Here is a 21,892-nt window from a genome sequence, read left to right as displayed (position 1 = left end):
TAATTGGGTGGCAATGGGCTTGGGTCACTGCCAAAAAATGGGAGAAAGCATGAGTACTCAGCAGAAACGACATGCCCTAATTACTGGGGCAAGTAGCGGAATTGGCAAAGCAACTGCTTTGGCATTTGCCGAAGCAGGTATAGATGTTGCTCTAGTCAGCCGTTCTCTAGAAAAATTAGAGGCGGTAGCAACACAAGCCAAGCAAACAGGAGTAGAAGCCAAAGCTTACACCTTGGATTTAGCCAACTTACCGCAAGTAGAAGCAAAAATCAAAGCGATCGCCCAAGATTTTGGCAACATAGATATTTTGGTAAACAATGCCGGAATAGGCCACACAGGTAATTTAACTGAAACCAGTTTAGACGACTGGCAGCAAGTCATTAACATTAATCTCACCAGTGTCTTTGAGTGCGTCAAAGGAATTTTGCCAGGAATGCGCGATCGCGGCACAGGCACAATTATCAATGTAGCCTCAATTGCTGCCAAACAAGCCTTTGCTGGATGGGGAGCTTATTGTGTCAGCAAAGCCGGCCTTCTAGCTCTTTCTCAAACCTTGGCACAAGAAGAACGCGCCCACGGTATCCGCGTTACGGCCATTTGTCCTGGTGCTGTTAACACAGAAATCTGGGACACAGACACCGTTCACGTCAACTTTGACCGTTCAAAAATGTTAACCCCAGAAATTGTGGCTCAGTCAATTCTCCACACTGTCTTGTTACCACCACAAGCCGTAATTGATGAATTAATTCTGATGCCTAATGCAGGTACTTTTTGATTAGTCATTTGTTCTACCCTGCGGGAAGCCCTTCTCCTGTCGAAGACAATGCGCGAACTGCTTCGGGGTGATGTTCCTAATTTCACTAACGTAAGCGACGGGAACCGCCTTCTTTGGGAGAGGCTTCCGCCAACGCGCAACGTCTCATAGAGAAGACTGCGACTCCCTCACCGCTGGCGTGTCTATGTCATTGGCTATTAATGGATCACCCATGACCAATGACAAATGACCAACAACTAATAGCAAACATCCAAAATCTAACTGAAAATTACATCATGACTATTGCTAGTTCTAACGGTTCCAATCGTTTTCAATCTCCTCTGATTCCCGACTTGGCAGATAGTATTAATACCAGACCCGATCGCAACACTCACGACGGACGACAACCAAATTTGCACCCACCGTCTGAGGAACACATGGAGCAAATGATGGATGCTGTCAGAAACATCATAGTCGGCGTTGGCGAAGATCCTGAACGCGAAGGACTGCTCAAAACTCCCAAGCGAGTTGCCGAGGCTATGCGATATCTTACCAGTGGCTACAATCAATCTTTAGAAGAACTCGTGAATGGAGCCATCTTCGATGAAGGCCATAACGAAATGGTACTAGTTCGAGATATTAACTTCTTTAGCCTTTGCGAACACCACATGCTACCTTTTATGGGTAGAGCGCACGTTGCTTATATCCCCAATCAGAAAGTTGTCGGCTTAAGTAAGTTAGCCCGAATTGTGGAAATGTATTCCCGACGGATGCAAGTTCAAGAAAGGCTAAATCGCCAAATCGCCGAAGCGATTCAGACGATTTTGGAACCTCAAGGTGTAGCAGTAGTCATGGAAGCCACTCATATGTGCATGGTGATGCGGGGTGTCCAGAAACCCGGTTCTTGGACTGTTACCAGCGCGATGCTGGGTGTATTCCAAGAAGAACAGAAAACCCGCGAAGAATTCTTTAACTTGATTCGCCACCAACCAACATTCTTATAGAAGTGTGAAGAAAGTATGAAGTATGAAGTGTGAAGTGTATTCTTCAGCCTTCACACTTCATTCTTTAGCTCTCAGCCTTTCAAATAGGAGTGCTACTTTATCTAAATCTTTATCTCCAGGTTGAATTTCTACACCGCTCGATAAATCTATACCGTCAGGCTTGACTTGACTTAAGGCTTCTAAGATATTTTCTGGTGTTAATCCTCCGGCTAGAAACCACGGGCTACTGGGGTTGAATTCTCTTAGCATTGTCCAATCTAAAGTTTGTCCTGTACCGCCTAACTGTTGGGGGTGATAGGCATCAAGCAACAAACTATCTACATATTCACAGTATATGGATGCTTGTTTAAGATGGTCAAAACTACGTATTCTCAAGGCTTTGAGAATTTCTACACTAGGAATTTGTTCACGTACTTGGTAGCAAAATGCTGGTGTTTCATCACCGTGTAATTGTATCCCAGTTAAACCAGAATCATGAACTATCTGGCTAATCTCAATAATATTAGCGTTGGCAAAAACGCCGATTTTGTCAACATTCTCTGGTAGCTGCGTCACTGCTGCTCGAATTTGCGTTGCAGTCACGTAACGAGGCGAGGTAGGTACACAAATAAATCCTAGGGCAGTTGCGCCTAAAGACGCGATCGCCTTAGCCTGCTGTGGTTGAGTAATACCGCAAATTTTAACCCGCATATATATATTTTTTCTATTTCAAGAGCGAATTTTTGCTAATAATCTTCGGTTGCTGACTTAGTAATTCTATAATTTTGAAGGTTTTATGAATTTTGTCATTTAGGAGACAAGACATTGATGTTATCAAATTTAATGGTAGCCGCCGCCAGTGTTCCCGCTACACCCGCGTGGAATCCCACAGTAGGAATCATTATTAGCGTTAGCAGCATAGTAATTCTTTTGCTATCTACCCGAATTGAGAAACCTTTAGTTGGCCCCAAGTTACCCGTGTTGCCCGTTAGTGTTCCTACATTTATCGCGGCTATGGCTTTTGGTCATATTATCGGCATTGGTATTGTTTTAGGGCTAACTAATATTGGTCGTCTATAAATCAGAGATGACACAGACGTGAGATTTTCGATAAATCCCATACTCTGAAAACTCATTCTTGTTCTTTCTCCGGCAATGTGGCTTTCAAGTTTAGCCTAGTTGAATTTTGCTCCTGCTGTTAACTGCTAAATTAATCGTTCTTGCCTGGAGAAAGAACCATGATTTTTTGGAACGCTAAACAAGTAGATGCAACATAAATTACCCCGGATAATGTGGTTAGCATGGGCAGCGATGGGCTGCGCCCCGGCGTTGGCGATCGCAATGTTGGCAACCGGATGCGAAGAAGTGCTAGAATAAATGCGCGGAACTGTGCGAGCCTATTATTGCCCACAGTTCCACCCGTACATGATTCAAAGTGCGGCTGTGTTTGTTGCTGCTGCCCGTGAAGCCAAGCTCGAAGCGATCGTGGGACTGAGCCAGTGGCTCGCTAGTCCGAACCATCCTTCTCTACATACGCGCCAATTGTGGTTGGTCGAGCAACTGTTGTCTTCGATTCCTGGCATTGCTTATATGAATCTCAATCCTGGATACTTTGCCGATAACTATCTGCGATTAATCGACTTTGCATCGTTGCTTGGGATCTTTCCCGTTTTGACTGGCGACAGCCGCAATGCACCACCTGCTAATGAGGATATTGCCCGCGTTGCCGTTACCCTGTTGATGAATCCCGATCGCTATGCTGGCAAGAGCTATCGCCCGACAGGTCCCAAGCTAATGTCTGCCTTTGATATGGTTAAAGTCGTCCGGAAAGTGCTTGGCAATCCCGTTCTTGCTGTAAACCTGCCTATGTGGATGTTTTTGAGGGCGGCGCGATTGCAGGGAGTCTCTGCCTTTGAACTGAGCAACTTCCGCTACTACCTTGAAGATCACAAGCAAGGCGCGTTTGAGTTTGGTGCCCCGACAGACGTTGTTGAGGAGTTGACAGGACAGCCGCCAGAAGAGTTTGAAACAACAGTCCGGCGCTATGCGGCAATGCCGTTTGCCCGCAAGACCTTTGCCAATCGGTTACGCGCCTTCTGGCAATTCAATCTCGTTCCGTTTACTCCTGGGTACAACCTGGATCGGTTTGAGCGTCAGCACTTTCAACCTATGCCACCTGTATTGCAGTTTGCGATGAGGAGCGATCGTTGGCGGGTCGAACGCAATCCCCGATTCAGTCAGTCACATGAGGCATTGGATCGGAAGAAGTTGCATAGCTCAAAACCTTGCAACGATAAGTAAATGTTCATTCAGGAGGCTGCAATAGCTAAATTTGACGATCACCCTACGGTAAAATGGTGGCGGGAACAGGCTGCAAGTAACCAACCCGTCACTCCTTTTCCATTGAACTCAGACGCGCTGCGATTGCTTTGCTGGGAAGCAGGTGCTGACGATGTGGGATTTGTGGAACTTGACCGAACCGCGATCGCCGATCAGCACTCCGATATTCTACGAGCATTTCCACCCACCAAAACCCTCATTAGTTTTGTCACAAGAATGAATCGGGAAAACATTCGTACACCCATTCGTTCTGCCGCGAACCTTGAATTTCATCCCAACTATGACCATGCCAATGAAGTTGCCCGCCGAATTGTTAGAACCTTTAAACTGCTTCAAGCCTTTGGTAAGTGTTTCCCTTCGTAAAACAATTGTAGTGATTGGACAAATATGCCAAATCGCTGTCCAGACACTTTTGCTGATTTATGCCAGCAGCCCAACACTGCGTTGGTGCAGACGGAACAGAGGTTATCGGCGAGAGTTCAAGGTTATCTGCCGCCGCACAACTTCACCGTTAGTTAATGGAATTTTACAGGATTGGATGGAAGAGCGATCGCAAGTTTTAAAATCTAACTAACCTGCGATCAGCATAAGTTGAGATTCTGATTTTATCTTTATTGGTAAGAATAGTGCTGAAGTCGAATGAGATACTGCATTGTTTCCTATCTACTGCACTCGAATGCTTCATAGCACAACCAGTGACTTATTCAGAGCGGAATCCTAATTGGAAGATGTTCGCTGAGTTTCTTTATTTCGGTAAAATATACGAATAATTGCAACTAATGATTGCGAAAATCTATGAACTACCGAGACATCATTACTATTGAGCCTGGAAAACGCAGTGGTAAGCCTTGTGTCCGTGGCTTGCGTATTACGGTCTATGAAGTGCTTGAGTACCTAGCTTCTGAGATGACTGAAGCAGAAATTCTCGACGATTTTCCCGATCTGACGCGAGAAGATTTAAAAGCCTGCATTGCTTATGCTGCTGACCGTGAACGTCGGTTTATGACCACGCCATTATCGGCATGAGATTACTTTTTGATGAAAACTTGTCGCCTAAGTTGCCGCAGCGTTTAATTGACCTTTTCCCAAATTCGCTGCACGTTCGAGATGTAGGCATGAAAGCAACTATTGACCCAATAGTTTGGGATTATGCAAACGACAATAATTTGATGATTGTCTCAAAAGACGCTGACATGCACGACCTAAGCTTAGTATTTGGCAATCCACCAAAAGTTATTTGGCTTCGCCTTGGAAACTGTTCGACATCGCAAGTTGAAAATTTGCTACGTCGGAATTTTAATGCGATTAAATTGTTTTATGAAGATGAGAATTTATCGCTGCTTGCTTTAGCATAATGCACCGACGGCTTTGGATATCTTTCCAGGGGTTTTACAAATGGAGAAAGTACAATGGCGATCGCCGCATAACAACGCCCATGCACCCGACCGATGAAAGGTTATTTGTTGAGCGGATAAGGGAGCAATCGCAGATTTTAAAATCTAACTAACAGGCGATCGGTATCCGAAAGATTGTCAAAGCCTTTCTAACTCATTATCCTTTTTATCAGAAATACTTCATTTGTTTTATTTATCATTTCATCAATTTTTACAATTATCTATGTCATTTTGAAATCTCTCTTAGTTTTTATTAGTAAATAAGGTACGTTTCCCCTAGTTTGTGGGTGACAACTCATCTCAATCCTGATCAGGAAAAACTCCGGTTTTCAACCTAGACAAGGTTTAGACTCAGGAGAGGTGCAGCGATCGCAGCTTTAATTTAAACTACAAGTGTAGTATCATTTTGGCAGAAAGCTCTCGTGAAAGCTAGATGGATTATTACAGCAACTTCAGCCGCGCTATTTTTCGGCGGTAGCTTGTTCACATCGCTGCGCGACCCTTGGTTTCAAAACCTGCAACGTCCTAGTTGGTTGACCTTTGAATTTCTCATTCCCTTTATCTGGACTTTCATTTGGGTTTGCCTGACGATTTCAGCAATTATAGTGTGGGAGAAAAACGCCAGAAAAGGTTCTCGTCCTTGGGGTTTGATGGCAGTTTATGCAGCCATCGCTTTGCTGACATCGATTTATAGTCCCGTGGTGGTAGAACTTCGCAGTCTGACAGGTGGTATCATTGTCGGCGGTTTAGCGACACTTTTGGTATACATTTTGGCTTTTGTCGTCAAGCCAATTTCTCAAACAGCTTCATGGCTGTTTCTCCCTTATGCACTGTGGGGGCCTTTCGGCACTTATCTAACTTGGTTATTACTACAACTCAATAACCCCATCAACCCATAATGAAACGATTTCTGCCGCAACCTTTGTTTTACCTAGCTTTCCTATTAACTGGATGTGTTTCCACCAAAGATGTTAAAAATCCGCTAACCACACCAACACTTAACCAATCAGCACCAATCAGTGCCAATAAAGATGTAAATTACATCACTCAGGTTGTCCAGCAAGTAGGGCCAGCCGTAGTACGTATCAATTCGACTCGGATTGTAGCTGTATCTCCTCAAGACCCTTTGGGACGTTTTTTCGGCGAACAGTTACCGCCGAGTCGAGAACAAGTACAGCGGGGCATTGGCTCAGGGTTTATTATCAGTGATGATGGCATTATCTTGACCAACGCCCATGTAGTAGCAGATACAGATAGTGTTTCAGTTGTATTAAAAGATGGTCGTCGTCTTCAAGGTAAGGTAGTAGGTGTTGACCGTGTAACTGATGTGGCAGTTGTGCAAATTAAAGGTACAGGATTGCCAACAGTCAAATTGGGCAACTCAGATAGTTTGTTACCGGGAGAATGGGCGATCGCGATCGGCAATCCTTTAGGATTAGATAACACAGTCACCCAAGGAATCATCAGTGCAACTCAGCGTTCTGTAGCTGATTTAGGAGTGCCAACAGAGCGAGTAGATTTTATTCAAACTGATGCCGCAATTAACCCTGGTAATTCTGGCGGCCCCTTGCTCAATGCTCAAGGAGAAGTGATTGGCATGAATACTGCTATCATCCAAGGAGCGCAGGGATTAGGCTTTGCAATTCCCATCAAAACTGCTCAAAGAATTGCCGACCAATTAATAGCTAAAGGAAGAGTAGACCATCCTTACGTTGGTATTCAAATGGGCGAATTAACGCCTGATTTGCGAACCAAAATTAATCAGAGTGATACTGGATTACAAGTCAATCAAGATAGGGGAGTAATTATTTTAGGAGTTGCACCGAATTCTCCAGCTTCGCGTGCCGGTTTACGTTCAGGTGACATTATTGACAGTATTAACGGTGTTGCTATTCAGGATATTAAACAAGTGCAACAACAGGTAGAAACTGCCAACGTCGGTGACATTATGCAAATCACTATCAATCGTAACGGCAAAAAACAGGCGATCGCAATTCAGACAGCAGCTTTACCTGCAAGAGATATTAATTGATGTCGGTTTTTTAGCCAATAAAAACCAGAGACGTTGCAATGCAACATCTCTACACAATTTATCCATAGAAAAATTATTGTATAGCAGTAGCCAAGGCAGTTAGGACATCGGCCAATGATAAAACTCATGTACTAAAAGACTTTTAACCCTGTCACCTGTCACCTGTTCCCTGTCACCTGCTATATCTGAATCTTATTACCCTGAATTGAATAATCTAACAACTCCATTGGGTGCATAACAGAAATGCTTTTACCCTGCAATTCTAAATGCTTGGTAATCTGCAAAGCACAACCAGGATTAGGAGAAGCAATTAAATCAGCACCAGTATTTAATAAATTCTGCACTTTTTGTTGACCTAATTCCTCAGCTACTTCCGGTTGCAGCAGATTATAAACACCAGCACTACCACAACACAAAGCTGCATCTAAAGGTTCTCTTAAAGTCACCCCTGGAATTTGGCGCAGCAATTGACGTGGTTGCAAACTAATTTTTTGCCCATGTAATAAATGACAAGCATCTTGATAAACCAAAGTTAAAGGTTTATCTGTGAGTGGTGATAGTTTGGCTGTTAACCCAACTGTTATTAAAAACTCTTGAGCATCTTTGACTTTCGCCGCAAAATCTTCAGCCTTTTTCCGATACTCTGGATCATCAGCTAAAATGTGACCGTATTCTTTGAGAGTATGTCCACAACCAGCAGCATTGATAATTACGAAATCCACATCAGCATCAGCAAAACTATCAATCATCTGCCTTGCTAAAGCTTTGGCTTGTTCAGTTTGTCCTTGGTGTTCAGGAAGTGCTGCACAACAGCCTTGGGATTTGGGAATCACAACTTCACAACCATTCGCTGTTAACACCCGCACTGTCGCCTCATTTACAGGTGAGAAAAACAGCCGTTGCACACATCCCAAAATCATCCCGACTCGATAGCGTTTCTCGCCCTTTGCTGGGATAATATCTGGTAAATTATCTTGAAACGATTTGAGCTTAATTTGTGGCAGAATTGATTCCATTGCTGCCAACCGCGGAGATATATTTTTGAGAATACCAGTTGATTGCAATAACTTAGAAACTCCCAACTTTTGATAGAAAAATAATGGTACAAGTAAAATTCTTAAAATGTCAGGGTTGGGAAACAGCGAAAATATCAGTTGGCGAACAAGTTTATCTGGTAAGCTGCGGGGGTAGTTCCGCTCAACTTGGTGGCGTGTTGCAGAAATTAGTTTGTCATACTGCACACCAGAAGGACAAGTTGACACACAAGCAAGACATCCCAAACAGCTATCAAAATGTTCAACTGTGGCTGTATTAAGGGCTATTTCACCTTCATTAATTGCATCCATGAGATAGATACGTCCCCTTGGAGAATCCATCTCTTTACCAATTACCCGATAACTAGGACAAGTCGCCAGACAAAATCCACAATGCACACAAGTATCAATCAACTTTGGGTCAGGTGGATGATTGGCATCAAAGCCTTTTAAGTTCTTTATACTAGCAGTATTATTAACAGAATCTTCTGAAACTTGCATATTTCCCCTCTCTCTTCGCGCCTTTAGCGCCCTTTGCAGTAGCCTGCGACAAGCCGCTGTTATCGCGTTTACGTTTTAAATTCCACCCACAAATCGACCAGGACTAAAAATATTTTCCCTATCAAACTGTTCCTTAATACCGCGCATCAACGGCAAAGTATTACCTGAATATCCCCAAACATCAATATTTTGCTTTACTGTTGCAGGTGCCGTTAAAATAGTTAAGAAACCTTGATTAGCCTGAGTGTGATGGGCTACGCTCCGCCGGAGGCGATCGCGCAATTCTAAAACTTGATTTTGCTCCTCTAATTGTAACCATCCCAAGCCGCTACTGATGTGAATTAAGCCAATGTTTACTTGATTTAAAATCTCCACCGCCGCACTAGGTAACACTCCTATTTTGCAAGTAATTACAGGCTCTGTGGTAGAAGATGATATTTGGTTTTGTAATCTCTGCCATAGATTAACATCGTCCCCATCAGCATAAATTGCACCATTTAAACCCAATTTTGTGCCTACCTCCAAAAGTCGGTTTGATTGTTCTTTAACACTCTCACTAATACTTTGAAATCGGGCAATTAATCCTAATCCTTTACCCAAATCTAAGCTAGACACAAGTTGGGTGGATAGCAAATCAGCCTGGGTTGGTGTTAGCGCCGAACTTCTGAGGGTTGATGCAACTTGAGATATAGCCTCTGCTGTACCAGTCAACACAACAGTACCCGACACTTCCTGAACAGGATACACGCGAAAAGTTACTTGACTAATAATTCCTAATGTACCGTAAGACCCAGTGAACAACTTCATCAAGTCGTACCCAGCAACGTTTTTCACGACTCGTCCGCCAGCTTTGGCAATTTGTCCATCAGCACGTACAAAGGTAATACCCAACAACTGGTCGCGTACACTACCATAGCGTTGGCGCAGGGAACCTGTATCACCTGTAGCTACAATACCACCGATAGTTGCCTCATTTGGTGCTGTGGGGTCAAGGGCGAGAAATTGACGTGATTTTGCTAAAATTGCTTGCAGATGGCTAAATTTCATGCCAGCTTCAACTGTGACAGTCAAATCACCAACAGCGTGTTCAATGAGTTGGTTAATGCGTTCTGTACTGATTACAATATCAACGCCTTGAGCTAAACCACCCCAAGTAAGTTTACTACCATTACCACAGGGAAGGACACGCCACTTATGCCGATTAGCAGCAGCAATTACTAAGGCTAATTGTTCTTGAGTGGGGGGATAGACAAGACAACTAGGAGGATTGACAGAAGCTGTCGCCTGTTGAATAGGTTTTTGTTGACTGACTGCCAAATTTTCCCAAAGAACAGTATTTTCTTCGCCAACAATAGATGCAATATCAACAGCAATAGCTTTCATCAGTTTATTTTCTCATCCTTACATCTAATTTACTGGTTAATTTCACCAAATAAACCTAGCGTGCTGAGTATTTCTGGCTGTACGCATAGAAAAGAAAACAGTACTAGCCTTGGTAATGTTGTGAAGAAAGGGGTGGGATGTAGCGTTTTCGCCGACTTTGAATGCTTTTCCACAGCAACACGCAGCCAAAAATTAAGGTTGACAGCAGGACAACACTAGCTCCAGAAGCTATATCTAAGTAGTAACTCAGGTAAATCCCAACAAATGCGATCGCAGCTCCTAAAATTCCCGAAATTATCATCATATAACCAAAGCGATCGCTCAATAGTCGGGCTATGGAGGCAGGAATCACAACCGCAGAGATAATTAATGTCACTCCTAAAATATTGAGTGTGGCTACTAGTAAGGTTGCAAGCATTAGCGCAAATAATGTATCCATCGCCACTACAGGTACACTATGCACCTGAGCCACTTCTCTGTCGAAACACCAAAACAGTAAAGGGCGATAAAACACAAAAACCAAGCCCAAAATTACAACCGTTACTCCTGTAACAAACCAAAAATCGGTGGGGGAAACACCCAGTACATTACCAAATAAAGCCGCCTCAAAGTTTTGACTGAATTTGCGATAGGTACTAATCACAGCTACACCTAAAGCAAAACTAGCCGTGGTGACAATACCAATGGCAGCATCCGAGTATACTTTACGTCCAGTTAAATATTGAATTAGTAAGGCGGCGGCAAATCCCCAAATCCCAGCCCCAATGTAAAAATTTAGCCCTAAAACGTAGCTCAATACTGCTCCCCCCAAAATGGCATGGGAGAGACCATGAGCAATGTAACTCATGCGACGAGTGATGATATATACCCCCATTACGCCGCACAATAACCCCGCCATCATACCAACAGCAACGGCACGGCTGAAAAATTCGTATTGAAAAGGTTTGAGTAGAAACTCCATGTGTTTAATTTTGGATTTAGAATTTGGGATTGTGTCCGTTGTGGCTGGAGTGGGGTTTTCGCAAAATTTGCGGCAAATTGTCTTGCATTTGATGGCGCAAGGAAGTGCCTTCGTTAGCAATTAAAATGCGATCGCTTTGGTGAAAGACCACCATTTCTGCACCAAAGGTCTGCTTCAAGATAGGGGGGGTAAAAATATCTCTAGGCTCACCTTGGGCAATAATGCTGTGATTAAAACACACCACCCAAGGTAGATGAGTAGCTACAGAGTTGAGGTCATGGGTAGAAAGCAAAATCGTCAAGCCCTGTTGATTGAGTTCTGCTAACAGGTGCAATAGTTCGTGCTGAACGCGCAAGTCTGAACTACTGGTAGGTTCATCTAAAAGGACGATTTCTGGTTCTCCTACTAGCGCCCTGGCGATGAATACCCGTTGCTGTTGTCCACCAGATAATTCACCAATGGGTCGATGGGCAATATGAGCAATTCCCACTCGCTCTAAAAGTACTTTGGCTGCTGCGCGATCGCGTCGTGATGACCAAGGCAAAAATTGCTTTTTGCGGTAACGCCCCATCATCACTACTTCTAGTGCTGTAACTGGAAAATTCCAATCTACTGTTTCTACCTGTGGCACATAGCCTACCTTTGGTGGTGGGTTTCCCGGCTTTAAGCGTTTTCCTCGGAACCAAATTTCACCACCCCAAGGTTGTACTAACCCTAATATTGCTTTGATCAGGGTAGTTTTACCACTACCTGAAGGCCCGACCAAACCAGACAGTTGCCCAGGATATAAGGTCAAATTGACATTCGTCAATACTGGTTGAGTTTGGAAACCACAGGTGAGATTTCTAATTTCTAATATTGGTTCCATGCACTAGTTTGGTAAGTATTAATAAGTCGTTGTAGTAGCTGTTGCGGTTGGGCCAACGACATTGGTAGTGTTCAATTTGTCAACCAGTTGGGGATTACCCCCTAAATTTTCGGCAATGATCCGCAAATTATTTGCCATCATGCCAATGTAGGTATGCTGAGGATTGGTATTTTCGATCGCATTTGCCGATCCTGCTCCTGGTAATTCATCATCAGCTGTGTTAGCTATTTTGACCTTTGCTTCTCTAGCAATTTGCTCTTCGACTTTGCTGGGGTAGACCTCGGAACCAAAAATGGCTGGTACGCCGGATTTGCGAATTTGGTCGATGAATTTGGCAACATCTTGAGCGGAAGGTTCTTTAAAATCTGAGGGTTGGATTGCACCAATGACATCAAAGCCATATTCTCTAGCCCAGTAAGCCCAAGAGTCGTGGTAAGTCAAGAGTTTGCGATTTTTGGCAGGAATACTCGCTACAACTTCACGGGTAACTTTGTCTAGTTCATTAAGGCGTTGCAGATAGTTATCTAAATTTTTAGCGTAGTATTCTTTGCCTTCGGGATCTAACTGAGTTAACTGTTTGGCGGCTAATTTGGCGTAAGCTTCGGCGTACTTGGGGTTTACCCATAAATGCGGATTCGGATCGCCCTGTTCTTTAGGAAAGCTAAAGTCATAAATCCACTGAGCTTCGTTGATGGTGTTGTCGCCTAGCTCATAGATATTTGTTTCTTTGAGCTTAGAAGTTTTTGCCAGTTTTGCTGTGGGGGCTTCTAGGCGGAGTCCATTGACGATAATTAAGTTAGCCTTAGACAGCAAATCGGCATCACTAGGACGTGGCTCAAAGGTGTGAGAATCAGTACCTTCGGGAATGATGCCTTTGACTTCAACGCGATCGCCTGCAATATTACTCACAATATTAGTTACCGGCGCGACTGTTGTCACAACAATCGGTTTCCCTTTGGTTTGGTTCTGTACAGGTTGTACCGTCGCGTTATTTTCTGTAGGGGTAGGCGACACTACTGTATTTTGAGGCGCATTACAAGCTGTCACCATCAAACCAAGTATTAACAATAATGCAGATGTTTTCATTACTTAAATAGTAGTAATTTTTTGAGTGTTAATTTATTCATCAGTAAATATTTTTGTTCTTAGTTAATACAATCCCCTAATAAGGGATTTTTGTGTAACTTTTATGTTTTTTTAATATCTTTCTCGTTTCAGTATTAATTCTGTCTTTAAATCTGTTAACTCAGTTCATGCTTAAGATAGATGTTTGTCTATGTCAAGGTATATTTTTTTGTGGCCTTGACTACACGATTTTAATAATTAAGAAAAATTTAAGACAACTCTGATATTATACTATTTAAGCATTCACCTATTCAGCAAACTAAGCATATTTACTTTCAGATTTAATAATATTTTGAATAACAATAGTTAATCAAAAACTTATTATTTATTAATAATAAGTTAATATCATTTGCAAATTTAAATTAATTTAAAATTTTCTTGTATTTGCTCAATTGCACTTCCAGATAAATCAATATTGGCTTTTTGAACATATTTAATCAAAAAAATGTATTAATTAATATAAAAGCTGACAAAATTTTTATTAGTCAAATTTAATTACACTATATGGATAGAGATAATTGGACACAAACACGACAAAGAACACTACCAGTAAATTCCCGCGCACTGCTGTTAGTCAATCATCATGCCCGTCAAGGAGAAAAGCGTTTACTAGAAGCAACTGATCAACTTGAAAAACTTGGCTTTAAATTAATAGAAGAGTCCACAGAAAATCCCAAACATCTCTCAGAAATTATACTGCGCTACCAGAATGAAGTTGACTTAGTAATCGTTGGTGGTGGTGATGGTACTCTCAATGCAGCCGTAGACGCACTAGTTGAAACCCAATTACCTTTAGGAATTTTACCGTTGGGAACTGCAAACGACTTAGCCAGAACTTTAGCAATTCCTAATTCGTTAGCTGAAGCTTGTAAAATCATCGCCTACGGAGAAATGCGCCGCATTGATTTAGGCTGGGTAAATGGTAAGCACTTTTTCAACGTTGCCAGTATGGGGCTAAGTGTAAAAATTACTCAACGACTTACTAAAGAGATGAAACGTCGTTGGGGAATATTTGCGTATGCTGCTACTGCATTACAAGTAATTTGGGAATCTCGACCTTTTAGTGCAGAAATTAGAATGAAGGATCAATCCTTTCGTGTAAAAACGGTTCAAATAGCTATCGGTAATGGTCGTTATTATGGCGGTGGTATGGCGGTGGTTCATGATGCCACAATTGATGATCAAAGATTGGATCTCTATAGTTTAGAAATGGAACATTGGTGGCAAATAATCCCCTTGTTACCTGCAATCCGACAAGGAAAACATATTCGTTGGCGTGGTGTTCGTGCGCTTCAAGGACAGAAATTTGAAATTTATACTCGTAAACCACGCCCAATCAATACTGATGGTGAAATCACCACTTACACTCCTGCCACATTTCAAGTTATACCCAAAGCCATAACTGTTTTAGTACCACCAATATAAACAAGAGAGTAGGGAAGAGTTTTTCTTTCTTCCCCACACCCTACACCCCGCCCCAATGGGGCTTAGTCATTTGGGTGAATTTATCTTCATATTCACATTGATATACTGAATAAAGCTGGGTCTTGTGCCAATCACACCAACTCATGCCACATGCGTCTAAGATTTTCTCAAGAAATTAAGTCTTTACTGCAACGCTTATCTGATCAACACCTAACTTTAGGTGATATTTTGGCAGAGACAGCCGAACGAGGTTTCAGCCTAGTAATTGCCTTATTAGTTTTACCTTTTTTGTTTCCCATGCCTCCGGGATTGGCTGGCCCTTTTGGTGCTGCTTGTTTGCTGGTTTCAGTGCAGATGATTTTAGGTAGGCGATCGCCTTGGCTTCCCAAACAAATCGCCAAATATAAATTTCCTCGCTCCTTTGCCCAAGTTCTCTTAAAAAATCTGCAACGTCTCACCAAAATTTTAGAAAAAATTACTCGCCCTCGGTTGAAAAAAATAGCGCAAAATCCTTTAACTTGGCGGCTCAATGGACTTTGCATTTCTTGGTTAACAATATTGCTAATGTTGCCAATTCCTTTTACTAATCCCATACCAACTATTGGGATTTTACTTTTGGCAGTTGCTACCATCGAGTCTGACGGTTTACTGATTTGTGTTGGCTATATTCTTACGACTTTAATTACATTATTATTTGCATTTATTGGTTATGGGCTATGGTTAGCACCTAGTTTGCTACCTTCTATATTTAGATAATCAAGTTATCGATTTTATGGATTTAGACAGGTGAGCGATCGCACTTATTTTTTAGGTTTTGCTGGTCTAGCCCAAGCAGCATTATTACCTCCTTCTGAGTTCCCTTTTGGCTTTTCTTGAGATTGCTGATTTTTTCGTATTGGTTTACCTACATCATTGCCTTTAGGTTTAGGTTTTGGAACATTAGTAAAACTACCTGAATTTGAAGGTGAAGGAGAAGAATGATCAAATCTGCGCCTATCATCCCATCCCATTACTTGGAGTGGAGTTGGTAGTACAGGACGTTCTTGGTATTCGTTGATAGTTTTATCTCTAGGTTTAGGTCTACCAATATGGAACTTATTAACATCTCGCTCAATTTCCATATATCGAGTTACTTGATCAATGTTCAGAGAGTTATCCCAAGTCAACATAGCTAATAGCATTTCGATTCTAGGTAAATGTGAAATGCTGTCTATTTCACATTTATTCTTTTCTTTTGGATAATCTTCTACACCAATGTTATCAAGAATATGTTTTTCAAATAGTTTTATAAAATTTGTATAATATTCACTTAGAACTTTAGTTTCCTCATTTGCCCAGTTATTACCATTAAATAGCTTACTATATCGAGATGGGCGATCGCTCAAATACAACTGCGGCTCAATCTTAACAGCACCCATACCTAAAGGTTTACCCATACCAAGTTTGAGACGGTATTTATCACTTTGGGCAATGTCAAGTACCCACAAAATTGTCCCAAGCTCAATAGCGCTTAAATTTTCAAAATATACTTTGAACTTAAAAGTTATGCCTGGTTGGATAGGTTTAATTGTAGTTGTCTGACTTTCTGAAACTTGATTATCAAGTTCAATAGGAGGTGAAGAGCCTTTATGCCAGTATAGTTTATGTCCTCGTATGACAGTTTCAAGCTTTGGTTGTTTAGCATAATGTTGTAGCTCCTTACGGTCAGTATTAGTTTGCACTAAGTAATGTTGAAATGTCGTAGGTTTAGGGCTACCCAATATTTTAGGTTTGATAGTTTTATCGGGATCTCCTGTTTGCCAAATAGTTTTATCAGTTGTCACACAAGTCGCATCGGTTATAAAAATTCTACTACTTCTAGCTTGGTATTTATTTGACTTTTCCTCTTTAACCCAACCGAAAATAGATTCTGCAATATCAATAATTTCTGAATTACGGAATTCTTCAGGTATAAATTTTTCAACTGATTTTTCATAAGGTAGACGAAACATCATTGCGTGTCCAAAGAAAACTAATTTACTATCTTGAATAATATAAAAAACTGGTTGCATTTCTTGTAAAACAGCTTCTTCACCTAGCAATTGCTTTTGTCCCTCAGTAATCTGTTCTTTATATTCCTGAATCATTTCATTAGGAATAGTAATATCATCATTTGCATTTGACTTAGGAAACCCAAAAACAAATTCCATATGTTTGCGCGGAGCAGAACCTGTTTTAACAACTACAGCATTGATGTCGCCATTATTTATTGAATTTGCCTTTGCATAACGTAGCTTCACTCTTCCTTCATTATGAGGATGTGAGCGAAGTGGATCAACTTGAACACTTATCTCTAAAGCATTACGTGAATGGTGCCAACGTCGCAAACCTCTTGGTATATTATTTCTTTCAATTCTGGCAAAAGATACTCCATCAATTATTTCATTTGCAGGACGGATAGCCCAATTAGAACCTTGTTTAGTTATAAAACCTGCCTGCATTAAAAAAGAGTAAGTATTACTACCTTCTTTTTTTAGAAGATACTCACGATATTTATCTCCTAATGAAGTTCTGTCTCCAACTGCACGATAAACTAAGTTATTTTTTGTTAACTTATCAATTTTACTAAAGCTAACAATCTCAACTAAATTCCGCAGCATTCCCCGCAAACTACTACCAGGAATAACAGGCTTTGTATATTTTTCTGAAGGATTAGTATAAAAGAAATCTGGTAAATCTTTTGATTCTGCACCACATTCAAACTCTTCTTTTGTTAATCCACAGCGAATGTAAAGTGGTGATTCAGTGGTTAAAGTACATTCAATTCTACCAGTATAGCGATTTTCGCTTTGTAAATAATAGCGGTTTTCTTGTGGTAGAGATTCTGGTGATACTTCAACAACTTTTTCTGGTAACTCTACAAAGTTATAGGGGGCTATTGCTTTACGATCATCTAGAACTTTAGAAATATGTCTTGGATTCATTTTTTAATCTCCTTAAAGGTAGTTAAGTTAACCAAACGACTCAGATCAATTCGAGCTACACCCGAATCACCGTAATCAATATAGTGATGAACATTTAAACGCAAAGGACGATATAATTTCTGATTCTTATCAAATTCAATATCAGTTAAAGGCACCGCATGACGTAAACCTTGTGAACCATCGGAGACTAAAGTAAAATCACCACAAATTTTATCTGCTTGTGTTCCCCAAAGAATCTGATTTTCGGTGATAAATTCTGTATTTTTTTCATCTTGAATTAAACGAGCTTTAAAACCTTCATCAGTCTGCCAAAGCATTACTTCTGATGTTTCCCCAAAAGCCCTACATTGTTGCAAAGTAAAAGAACGTAACTTAGGCAAAAAATCAAATACGCTATCTGCCGTTAATAATTTACCATCTTTAAATTTTCCCCAAATCACGCCATCTTCTGCGTGAGCTAACAGAAACTTTAATTGATATTCTTCAGCTTGTTGTTCTAACCATTGATTTATATCTAAATTGGTTGAAATATCTAAAAGCTTACATATTGGTTTATTCAAGCAACTACCTCCTCATTTAAGGCATCAACAAATTTTTCTAAATCTTCAGGATTATCTATAGTTAAAGGTTCATCTTTTGAAGTTTGGGTAATATTCCAAATTTTATTTCCTGAAGTTAAAGTAATTATTGCCTCTTTCCCCTGCAATCTTCCCCTTCCAATGCTACTTGTACCACCAACAGGTAAATCTCCTGTCCACAAATCTTTAACTAATAATAGTAATAAACCAATTTCATGAGGTTTCGGTTGACGTAACTCCAATTCCAGTTTTAACTCTGTTTTATCGCTCCCAAAAATTGGTTGCTCATTAAATAATGCACCATGTAAAGCACCGCCTGTAAAACGGTCAATAGCTATACGATTTTGTACCAAATCTATTGTTTCTTTAATGACACTCTCATGAACCATCAAACGACTTGCTTTTGCTTTCTTAGTTTTATCCTTGCTGAAATCAACACCAAATATTTCATCAATAATATTTGTATTTTTGTGGAGAGTATTAACAATTCGTTCTGCACGATGGCGTAATACCCCTGCTAAACTTGTACCAGATAACACTGGTTGAAACTCTCCATCCCGTCGAGATTTGAGGTGTACGACATCTGGTGCTTTATGGCTGGAAGCTTGACTAGAACGAATTAATACAGGGGTAGCAAGGGTGAATGTAGCATTAATGGTTAGGCGATCGCGTTTATCTTCTCCATCCAGAGATACACTTAAAGCATCGATAATTGATTTGTATGTACAATATTCTGTTAACAAACCTGTTGTCCAATCAGGGAAAGTTAACCACGCTATCATGTCATCATATTGTTGCAAGTCAAATTGCCATACTTGCCATTCTTTTACGTGACAGCAACCAAAACCACGTTGCTTTTTCATACCAATAGAAATTGCACCCTTTTCTAATCCTTTGAGAACAATTACTAACTCTTTAATTAATTGTTCTCGATTATTTTCTATTAATAATTCAAAACCAATATTAAATTGCGTTCCAGCTTCCAGCAACTCCAAGTCATATTTTTGTCCATCTTCAGCAGTTCTGGTAATACTGCTAATTTTGACTCCATCTCGCAATTCTATATGAGGGATAGTGTTACTAATGGCATCATTAATAATTAAAGGACTTTGTTCTCCTTCATCCTCACTACGTTTTCCACCAAATAATACAGATATTTCTTCTGCATTATAACCATATTCATGATCTCGTAAATAATTACGTAATGCTCCAGCAATGGAAGAACCCATTAGTAATGCTTTATCTTCTACACTGTCACGTAAAATAACTAAATCAGTATCACCTTCAGCATCACCACTTCCCAAACAAGTTGGAGTATCTAACACTAATGTACCACGTACAATAATCCGTTCAATAATTTGACGCTGATTGCGATGTCTTAGGCATTCATTAATCATTTTTTCTCCTTTGTTGCCTTTTTAGCTACTGCCATAATTAAACGCAATGTATATTTCTCAGCAAGTTTATTTTGAGTAGCAAACTTATCTGTAATACTTCTCTCTACATCTGTAATTTTGACTTTTTGTGAGTTTCCAATCCAAGATATGGGATTGTTGAGCCATTCATAAAGCTTTTCTTTAAGAGATTTATCACTTATTTTCGCTCTTTCAAATTGACCACTTGCATTAGAAGGAAGATTATTCAGAAAAGATAGAACTAAATCACAGTCTCCTGTTGATAATGCTTGTCGTGCTACCATCTGCAAGCGAGATAGTTGGCTATTGCTGATTTGACCTTCTATTTTTAAATAACCAATTTGCTTTTGTAATGCTTGTTCCATTTTTTGATGCAGTAATCTTTCTGCCATTTGTGCTGCTAAAGTTTGTGATACTTGTAGTTTCAACGCAGGCTGATCGGATAGTTTCGGAGGTTCGGTTTTTTTTGCATTAAAATGTCGTTCTTCCAACCAATTAACAGCAACTCTGCCAAAACCTTCAAGTCGGCGCTCACCAATGCCTAAATTTTCTAATTGTTGAATTTGCTCTGAAGTTAAAGAAATATTATCAAAAACAAATACGCTTCCTGCTTTTAATACTGGAATTTGAGGTAAAGGTAATCCCCATTTGCGATTAAATCCACCTACTACATTGTTACCAGCAAAGCTACGTTGTGGTTTAAGTGTCCCCAAAACTTTTTCTAGTTCTTTTGTCAATGGTGCTGGTGTTGCATGTTGTCTTGATGGTGGAATAACAGCGTATTGACCCCACTCATCACGTAATATCAAATCACTCAAAAGTGTAATTGTTAAATATTCACAGTTAGTACGTTCAGTAGCTGGAATATTGATTTCATTCCAAGTGTCGTGACAATTCACATCAGATATTTTCGTATGTCCGTAACCTGCACTTTGAGAACCACCTAGCCAAATATCTGCTGATTTTTGGAGAAAATTTTTCAAAAAGTCTGCGTCAGTTTCATCGCACAAAATGACAGCTTGAAAAACTTGTCCAGTATCTATGGCATCGTAACAAAATATTTCCCCTTCTTCTTGAGTAGAGCGTCCTTTTTTGCGATCGCGTCGATTATGAATATTAATCCGCCGCTTTTCTTTGTAGAATGTAACTTCACCCTCTTTTGTCCAGAAAGATTCTCCAACAAGCTTCGGTGTTTCTGGCTTCTCTTCTCCATCAATACTGAAATCATAAACCCACATAGGGGGTAAATTTTTACTCAGTTCTGCATCCTTATCTTTAAACCAAGAAAGAGGTACGGGTAAGGTGCGCTTTCCCTTCTGACTTAGCAGATAACCATTTAGATAGCAAGTATTTTTATCAAAAAAAAGACGTTTTACTACATTATCATTCAAATCTAAATCTGATAAATGATATTCTTTCATATAACGTCCAATTATTGCACCGCGAATCATACTACCAGGAATATGATTGTAGGAAACATCACTATTTGGATCGCCTCGGAATGAAGTAGCCAGTAGTGGTTGTTGAGTATGCAATGAAAAAGTTATTGTTTTCATTTTCTTTTTGGTTAAATTTTTCCAAATAGGCTTATATACTTTTGTGTAATTTCTGTTCCTGAATCATCATGCAGAGTACATCGTACATATCCTCGACCTCGATTCCGTCCACTTCCTATACGTCTTAGTGCTAGTGTACCCACTGCTAAAATTGACAATATTTCTTGATTTGGTTGCGTTTCAAATACTAAATCAGCTTTAAACTCAAGTCCACGAATCACCACACGAAAAGAGCGTAAACTTCCCTTTTCAGCTACACCAGATTCAGAATTGATTGCAGTTTGACGACGAATTGTTGTGAGTGAATCTAGAACTTCTGTTTTGGTAAGCGTTTTCTTTTGAATTTGAAGAGCAACTGCTTCTCTTAAGTCTTTAGGGACTTCCAGAGAATAAAGTATACAACTTATAAAAATGATAATCATTCCGGTGGCGGGAAGGGAAAGGTTGCCGTTAGCAACCTTTCCCTTCCCTTTTTGTAGTAAATTCAATGATGATTCGATTTTGGATGTGCATAGGTGTCAATGGAATTAACAGATTCACTAAAGCATTTGTTGAAGGAAACTGCACAGCAATTAAAAGG

At 40.5% G+C, this 21,892-nt stretch carries 23 protein-coding genes; 12 read left to right on the top strand and 11 right to left on the bottom strand.

The genetic code is table 11. From position 1 onward, the window contains the following. The first annotated feature begins 49 nt into the window (after positions 1-49). Together IQ259_RS20915 and folE are read left to right on the top strand one after the other, a co-directional pair. A complete protein-coding gene (locus tag IQ259_RS20915) occupies positions 50-775 on the top strand; it encodes an SDR family oxidoreductase (protein WP_193887919.1) in 726 nt (241 codons plus the stop codon). A 275-nt stretch (positions 776-1,050) separates the two neighbouring features. Further along, positions 1,051-1,758, top strand: coding sequence for a GTP cyclohydrolase I FolE (gene folE / locus IQ259_RS20910; protein WP_193887933.1), 708 nt, complete (start codon positions 1,051-1,053; stop codon positions 1,756-1,758). 57 nt (positions 1,759-1,815) lie between these two features. On the opposite strand, the gene IQ259_RS20905 is transcribed toward folE, so the two are convergent. Next, positions 1,816-2,448: a phosphoribosylanthranilate isomerase gene (locus IQ259_RS20905; RefSeq protein ID WP_193887918.1), complete on the bottom strand. Its 633-nt coding sequence runs from the start codon at positions 2,446-2,448 to the stop codon at positions 1,816-1,818. 117 nt (positions 2,449-2,565) lie between these two features. Here IQ259_RS20905 and psaK point away from each other — a divergent pair, with 117 nt between their 5' ends. The 8 genes from psaK (at position 2,566) to IQ259_RS20865 (ending at position 7,503) form a co-directional block, all read left to right on the top strand. Continuing rightward, on the top strand, positions 2,566-2,817 hold the full coding sequence (psaK, locus tag IQ259_RS20900; protein ID WP_370568064.1) for a photosystem I reaction center subunit PsaK: 252 nt from the start codon (positions 2,566-2,568) through the stop codon (positions 2,815-2,817). A 345-nt stretch (positions 2,818-3,162) separates the two neighbouring features. Then, entirely contained in the window at positions 3,163-4,038 is an 876-nt protein-coding gene (locus IQ259_RS20895) for a transcriptional regulator (protein ID WP_193887916.1), read from the top strand. Beyond that, positions 4,039-4,440 carry a hypothetical protein gene (locus IQ259_RS20890; RefSeq protein WP_228014671.1) on the top strand — a complete coding sequence of 134 codons (402 nt, stop codon included), beginning with the start codon at positions 4,039-4,041 and terminating at the stop codon, positions 4,438-4,440. Positions 4,441-4,450: 10 nt separating this feature from the next. Next, complete coding sequence (locus tag IQ259_RS20885; protein WP_193887915.1) at positions 4,451-4,651, top strand: hypothetical protein; 201 nt, start codon at positions 4,451-4,453, stop codon at positions 4,649-4,651. A 221-nt stretch (positions 4,652-4,872) separates the two neighbouring features. Then, positions 4,873-5,103, top strand: a complete 231-nt coding sequence (locus IQ259_RS20880; RefSeq protein ID WP_193887914.1) for a DUF433 domain-containing protein — start codon at positions 4,873-4,875, stop codon at positions 5,101-5,103. Next, a complete protein-coding gene (locus tag IQ259_RS20875) occupies positions 5,100-5,432 on the top strand; it encodes a DUF5615 family PIN-like protein (protein ID WP_193887913.1) in 333 nt (110 codons plus the stop codon). The genes IQ259_RS20880 and IQ259_RS20875 overlap by 4 nt, the downstream gene beginning before the upstream one ends. Before the next feature lie 461 nt (positions 5,433-5,893). After that, entirely contained in the window at positions 5,894-6,370 is a 477-nt protein-coding gene (locus IQ259_RS20870; protein ID WP_193887912.1) for a TspO/MBR family protein, read from the top strand. Beyond that, positions 6,370-7,503 (top strand): HhoA/HhoB/HtrA family serine endopeptidase, encoded by a 1,134-nt coding sequence (locus IQ259_RS20865; RefSeq protein ID WP_193887911.1) that lies wholly within the window; start codon positions 6,370-6,372, stop codon positions 7,501-7,503. Before IQ259_RS20870 ends, IQ259_RS20865 begins: the two co-directional genes overlap by 1 nt. A 179-nt stretch (positions 7,504-7,682) precedes the next feature. Here the strand turns inward: IQ259_RS20865 and IQ259_RS20860 are convergent, their stop codons facing one another. The 5 genes from IQ259_RS20860 to IQ259_RS20840 all read right to left on the bottom strand — a co-directional run bounded on the left by IQ259_RS20860 (position 7,683) and on the right by IQ259_RS20840 (position 13,336). Then, a complete protein-coding gene (locus IQ259_RS20860; RefSeq protein WP_193887910.1) occupies positions 7,683-9,038 on the bottom strand; it encodes a (Fe-S)-binding protein in 1,356 nt (451 codons plus the stop codon). A gap of 75 nt (positions 9,039-9,113) precedes the next feature. Then, positions 9,114-10,421 (bottom strand): FAD-binding oxidoreductase, encoded by a 1,308-nt coding sequence (locus IQ259_RS20855; RefSeq protein WP_193887909.1) that lies wholly within the window; start codon positions 10,419-10,421, stop codon positions 9,114-9,116. Positions 10,422-10,524: 103 nt separating this feature from the next. Next, complete coding sequence (locus IQ259_RS20850; RefSeq protein ID WP_193887908.1) at positions 10,525-11,382, bottom strand: metal ABC transporter permease; 858 nt, start codon at positions 11,380-11,382, stop codon at positions 10,525-10,527. Positions 11,383-11,398: 16 nt separating this feature from the next. Beyond that, entirely contained in the window at positions 11,399-12,250 is an 852-nt protein-coding gene (locus tag IQ259_RS20845) for a metal ABC transporter ATP-binding protein (protein ID WP_193887907.1), read from the bottom strand. Positions 12,251-12,268: 18 nt separating this feature from the next. Then, a complete protein-coding gene (locus IQ259_RS20840; protein WP_193887906.1) occupies positions 12,269-13,336 on the bottom strand; it encodes a metal ABC transporter substrate-binding protein in 1,068 nt (355 codons plus the stop codon). 543 nt (positions 13,337-13,879) lie between these two features. On the opposite strand from IQ259_RS20840, the gene IQ259_RS20835 reads away from it, so the two are divergent. Next, complete coding sequence (locus IQ259_RS20835) at positions 13,880-14,800, top strand: lipid kinase (protein WP_193887905.1); 921 nt, start codon at positions 13,880-13,882, stop codon at positions 14,798-14,800. 150 nt (positions 14,801-14,950) lie between these two features. After that, positions 14,951-15,556 carry an exopolysaccharide biosynthesis protein gene (locus IQ259_RS20830; protein ID WP_193887904.1) on the top strand — a complete coding sequence of 202 codons (606 nt, stop codon included), beginning with the start codon at positions 14,951-14,953 and terminating at the stop codon, positions 15,554-15,556. Between the two features lie 44 nt (positions 15,557-15,600). Here IQ259_RS20830 and IQ259_RS20825 read toward each other — a convergent pair whose 3' ends face one another. Genes IQ259_RS20825 through IQ259_RS20805 form a run of 5 tightly spaced genes read right to left on the bottom strand, consistent with a single transcriptional unit; the run spans position 15,601 to position 21,734 of the window. Further along, positions 15,601-17,763: a TIGR03986 family CRISPR-associated RAMP protein gene (locus IQ259_RS20825; protein ID WP_193887903.1), complete on the bottom strand. Its 2,163-nt coding sequence runs from the start codon at positions 17,761-17,763 to the stop codon at positions 15,601-15,603. After that, positions 17,760-18,323: a CRISPR-associated protein Csx19 gene (gene csx19 / locus IQ259_RS20820; protein ID WP_193887902.1), complete on the bottom strand. Its 564-nt coding sequence runs from the start codon at positions 18,321-18,323 to the stop codon at positions 17,760-17,762. Before csx19 ends, IQ259_RS20825 begins: the two co-directional genes overlap by 4 nt. Continuing rightward, positions 18,320-19,738: an RAMP superfamily CRISPR-associated protein gene (locus tag IQ259_RS20815; RefSeq protein ID WP_193887901.1), complete on the bottom strand. Its 1,419-nt coding sequence runs from the start codon at positions 19,736-19,738 to the stop codon at positions 18,320-18,322. The genes csx19 and IQ259_RS20815 overlap by 4 nt, the downstream gene beginning before the upstream one ends. Further along, positions 19,735-21,312: an RAMP superfamily CRISPR-associated protein gene (locus tag IQ259_RS20810; protein ID WP_193887900.1), complete on the bottom strand. Its 1,578-nt coding sequence runs from the start codon at positions 21,310-21,312 to the stop codon at positions 19,735-19,737. The genes IQ259_RS20815 and IQ259_RS20810 overlap by 4 nt, the downstream gene beginning before the upstream one ends. Positions 21,313-21,323: 11 nt before the next feature. Next, a complete protein-coding gene (locus IQ259_RS20805) occupies positions 21,324-21,734 on the bottom strand; it encodes an RAMP superfamily CRISPR-associated protein (RefSeq protein WP_193887932.1) in 411 nt (136 codons plus the stop codon). Positions 21,735-21,892: the final 158 nt, after the last annotated feature.

It is taken from the genome of Fortiea sp. LEGE XX443 (genome assembly GCF_015206815.1).
Lineage (GTDB): Bacteria > Cyanobacteriota > Cyanobacteriia > Cyanobacteriales > Nostocaceae > Nostoc_B.
This window is presented reverse-complemented; position numbering and strand designations above follow the sequence as displayed.

Bases quoted from the DNA above. Each gene is read 5' to 3' on its own strand.
- IQ259_RS20915 (WP_193887919.1), top strand. From the start codon at position 50: ATGAGTACTCAGCAGAAACGACATGCCCTAATTACTGGGGCAAGTAGC.
- folE (WP_193887933.1), top strand. From the start codon at position 1,051: ATGACTATTGCTAGTTCTAACGGTTCCAATCGTTTTCAATCTCCTCTG.
- IQ259_RS20905 (WP_193887918.1), bottom strand. From the start codon at position 2,448: ATGCGGGTTAAAATTTGCGGTATTACTCAACCACAGCAGGCTAAGGCG.
- psaK (WP_370568064.1), top strand. From the start codon at position 2,566: ATGTTATCAAATTTAATGGTAGCCGCCGCCAGTGTTCCCGCTACACCC.
- IQ259_RS20895 (WP_193887916.1), top strand. From the start codon at position 3,163: ATGATTCAAAGTGCGGCTGTGTTTGTTGCTGCTGCCCGTGAAGCCAAG.
- IQ259_RS20890 (WP_228014671.1), top strand. From the start codon at position 4,039: ATGTTCATTCAGGAGGCTGCAATAGCTAAATTTGACGATCACCCTACG.
- IQ259_RS20880 (WP_193887914.1), top strand. From the start codon at position 4,873: ATGAACTACCGAGACATCATTACTATTGAGCCTGGAAAACGCAGTGGT.
- IQ259_RS20875 (WP_193887913.1), top strand. From the start codon at position 5,100: ATGAGATTACTTTTTGATGAAAACTTGTCGCCTAAGTTGCCGCAGCGT.
- IQ259_RS20865 (WP_193887911.1), top strand. From the start codon at position 6,370: ATGAAACGATTTCTGCCGCAACCTTTGTTTTACCTAGCTTTCCTATTA.
- IQ259_RS20860 (WP_193887910.1), bottom strand. From the start codon at position 9,038: ATGCAAGTTTCAGAAGATTCTGTTAATAATACTGCTAGTATAAAGAAC.
- IQ259_RS20855 (WP_193887909.1), bottom strand. From the start codon at position 10,421: ATGAAAGCTATTGCTGTTGATATTGCATCTATTGTTGGCGAAGAAAAT.
- IQ259_RS20850 (WP_193887908.1), bottom strand. From the start codon at position 11,382: ATGGAGTTTCTACTCAAACCTTTTCAATACGAATTTTTCAGCCGTGCC.
- IQ259_RS20845 (WP_193887907.1), bottom strand. From the start codon at position 12,250: ATGGAACCAATATTAGAAATTAGAAATCTCACCTGTGGTTTCCAAACT.
- IQ259_RS20840 (WP_193887906.1), bottom strand. From the start codon at position 13,336: ATGAAAACATCTGCATTATTGTTAATACTTGGTTTGATGGTGACAGCT.
- IQ259_RS20835 (WP_193887905.1), top strand. From the start codon at position 13,880: ATGGATAGAGATAATTGGACACAAACACGACAAAGAACACTACCAGTA.
- IQ259_RS20830 (WP_193887904.1), top strand. From the start codon at position 14,951: ATGCGTCTAAGATTTTCTCAAGAAATTAAGTCTTTACTGCAACGCTTA.
- IQ259_RS20825 (WP_193887903.1), bottom strand. From the start codon at position 17,763: ATGAATCCAAGACATATTTCTAAAGTTCTAGATGATCGTAAAGCAATA.
- IQ259_RS20815 (WP_193887901.1), bottom strand. From the start codon at position 19,738: ATGATTAATGAATGCCTAAGACATCGCAATCAGCGTCAAATTATTGAA.
- IQ259_RS20810 (WP_193887900.1), bottom strand. From the start codon at position 21,312: ATGAAAACAATAACTTTTTCATTGCATACTCAACAACCACTACTGGCT.
- IQ259_RS20805 (WP_193887932.1), bottom strand. From the start codon at position 21,734: ATGATTATCATTTTTATAAGTTGTATACTTTATTCTCTGGAAGTCCCT.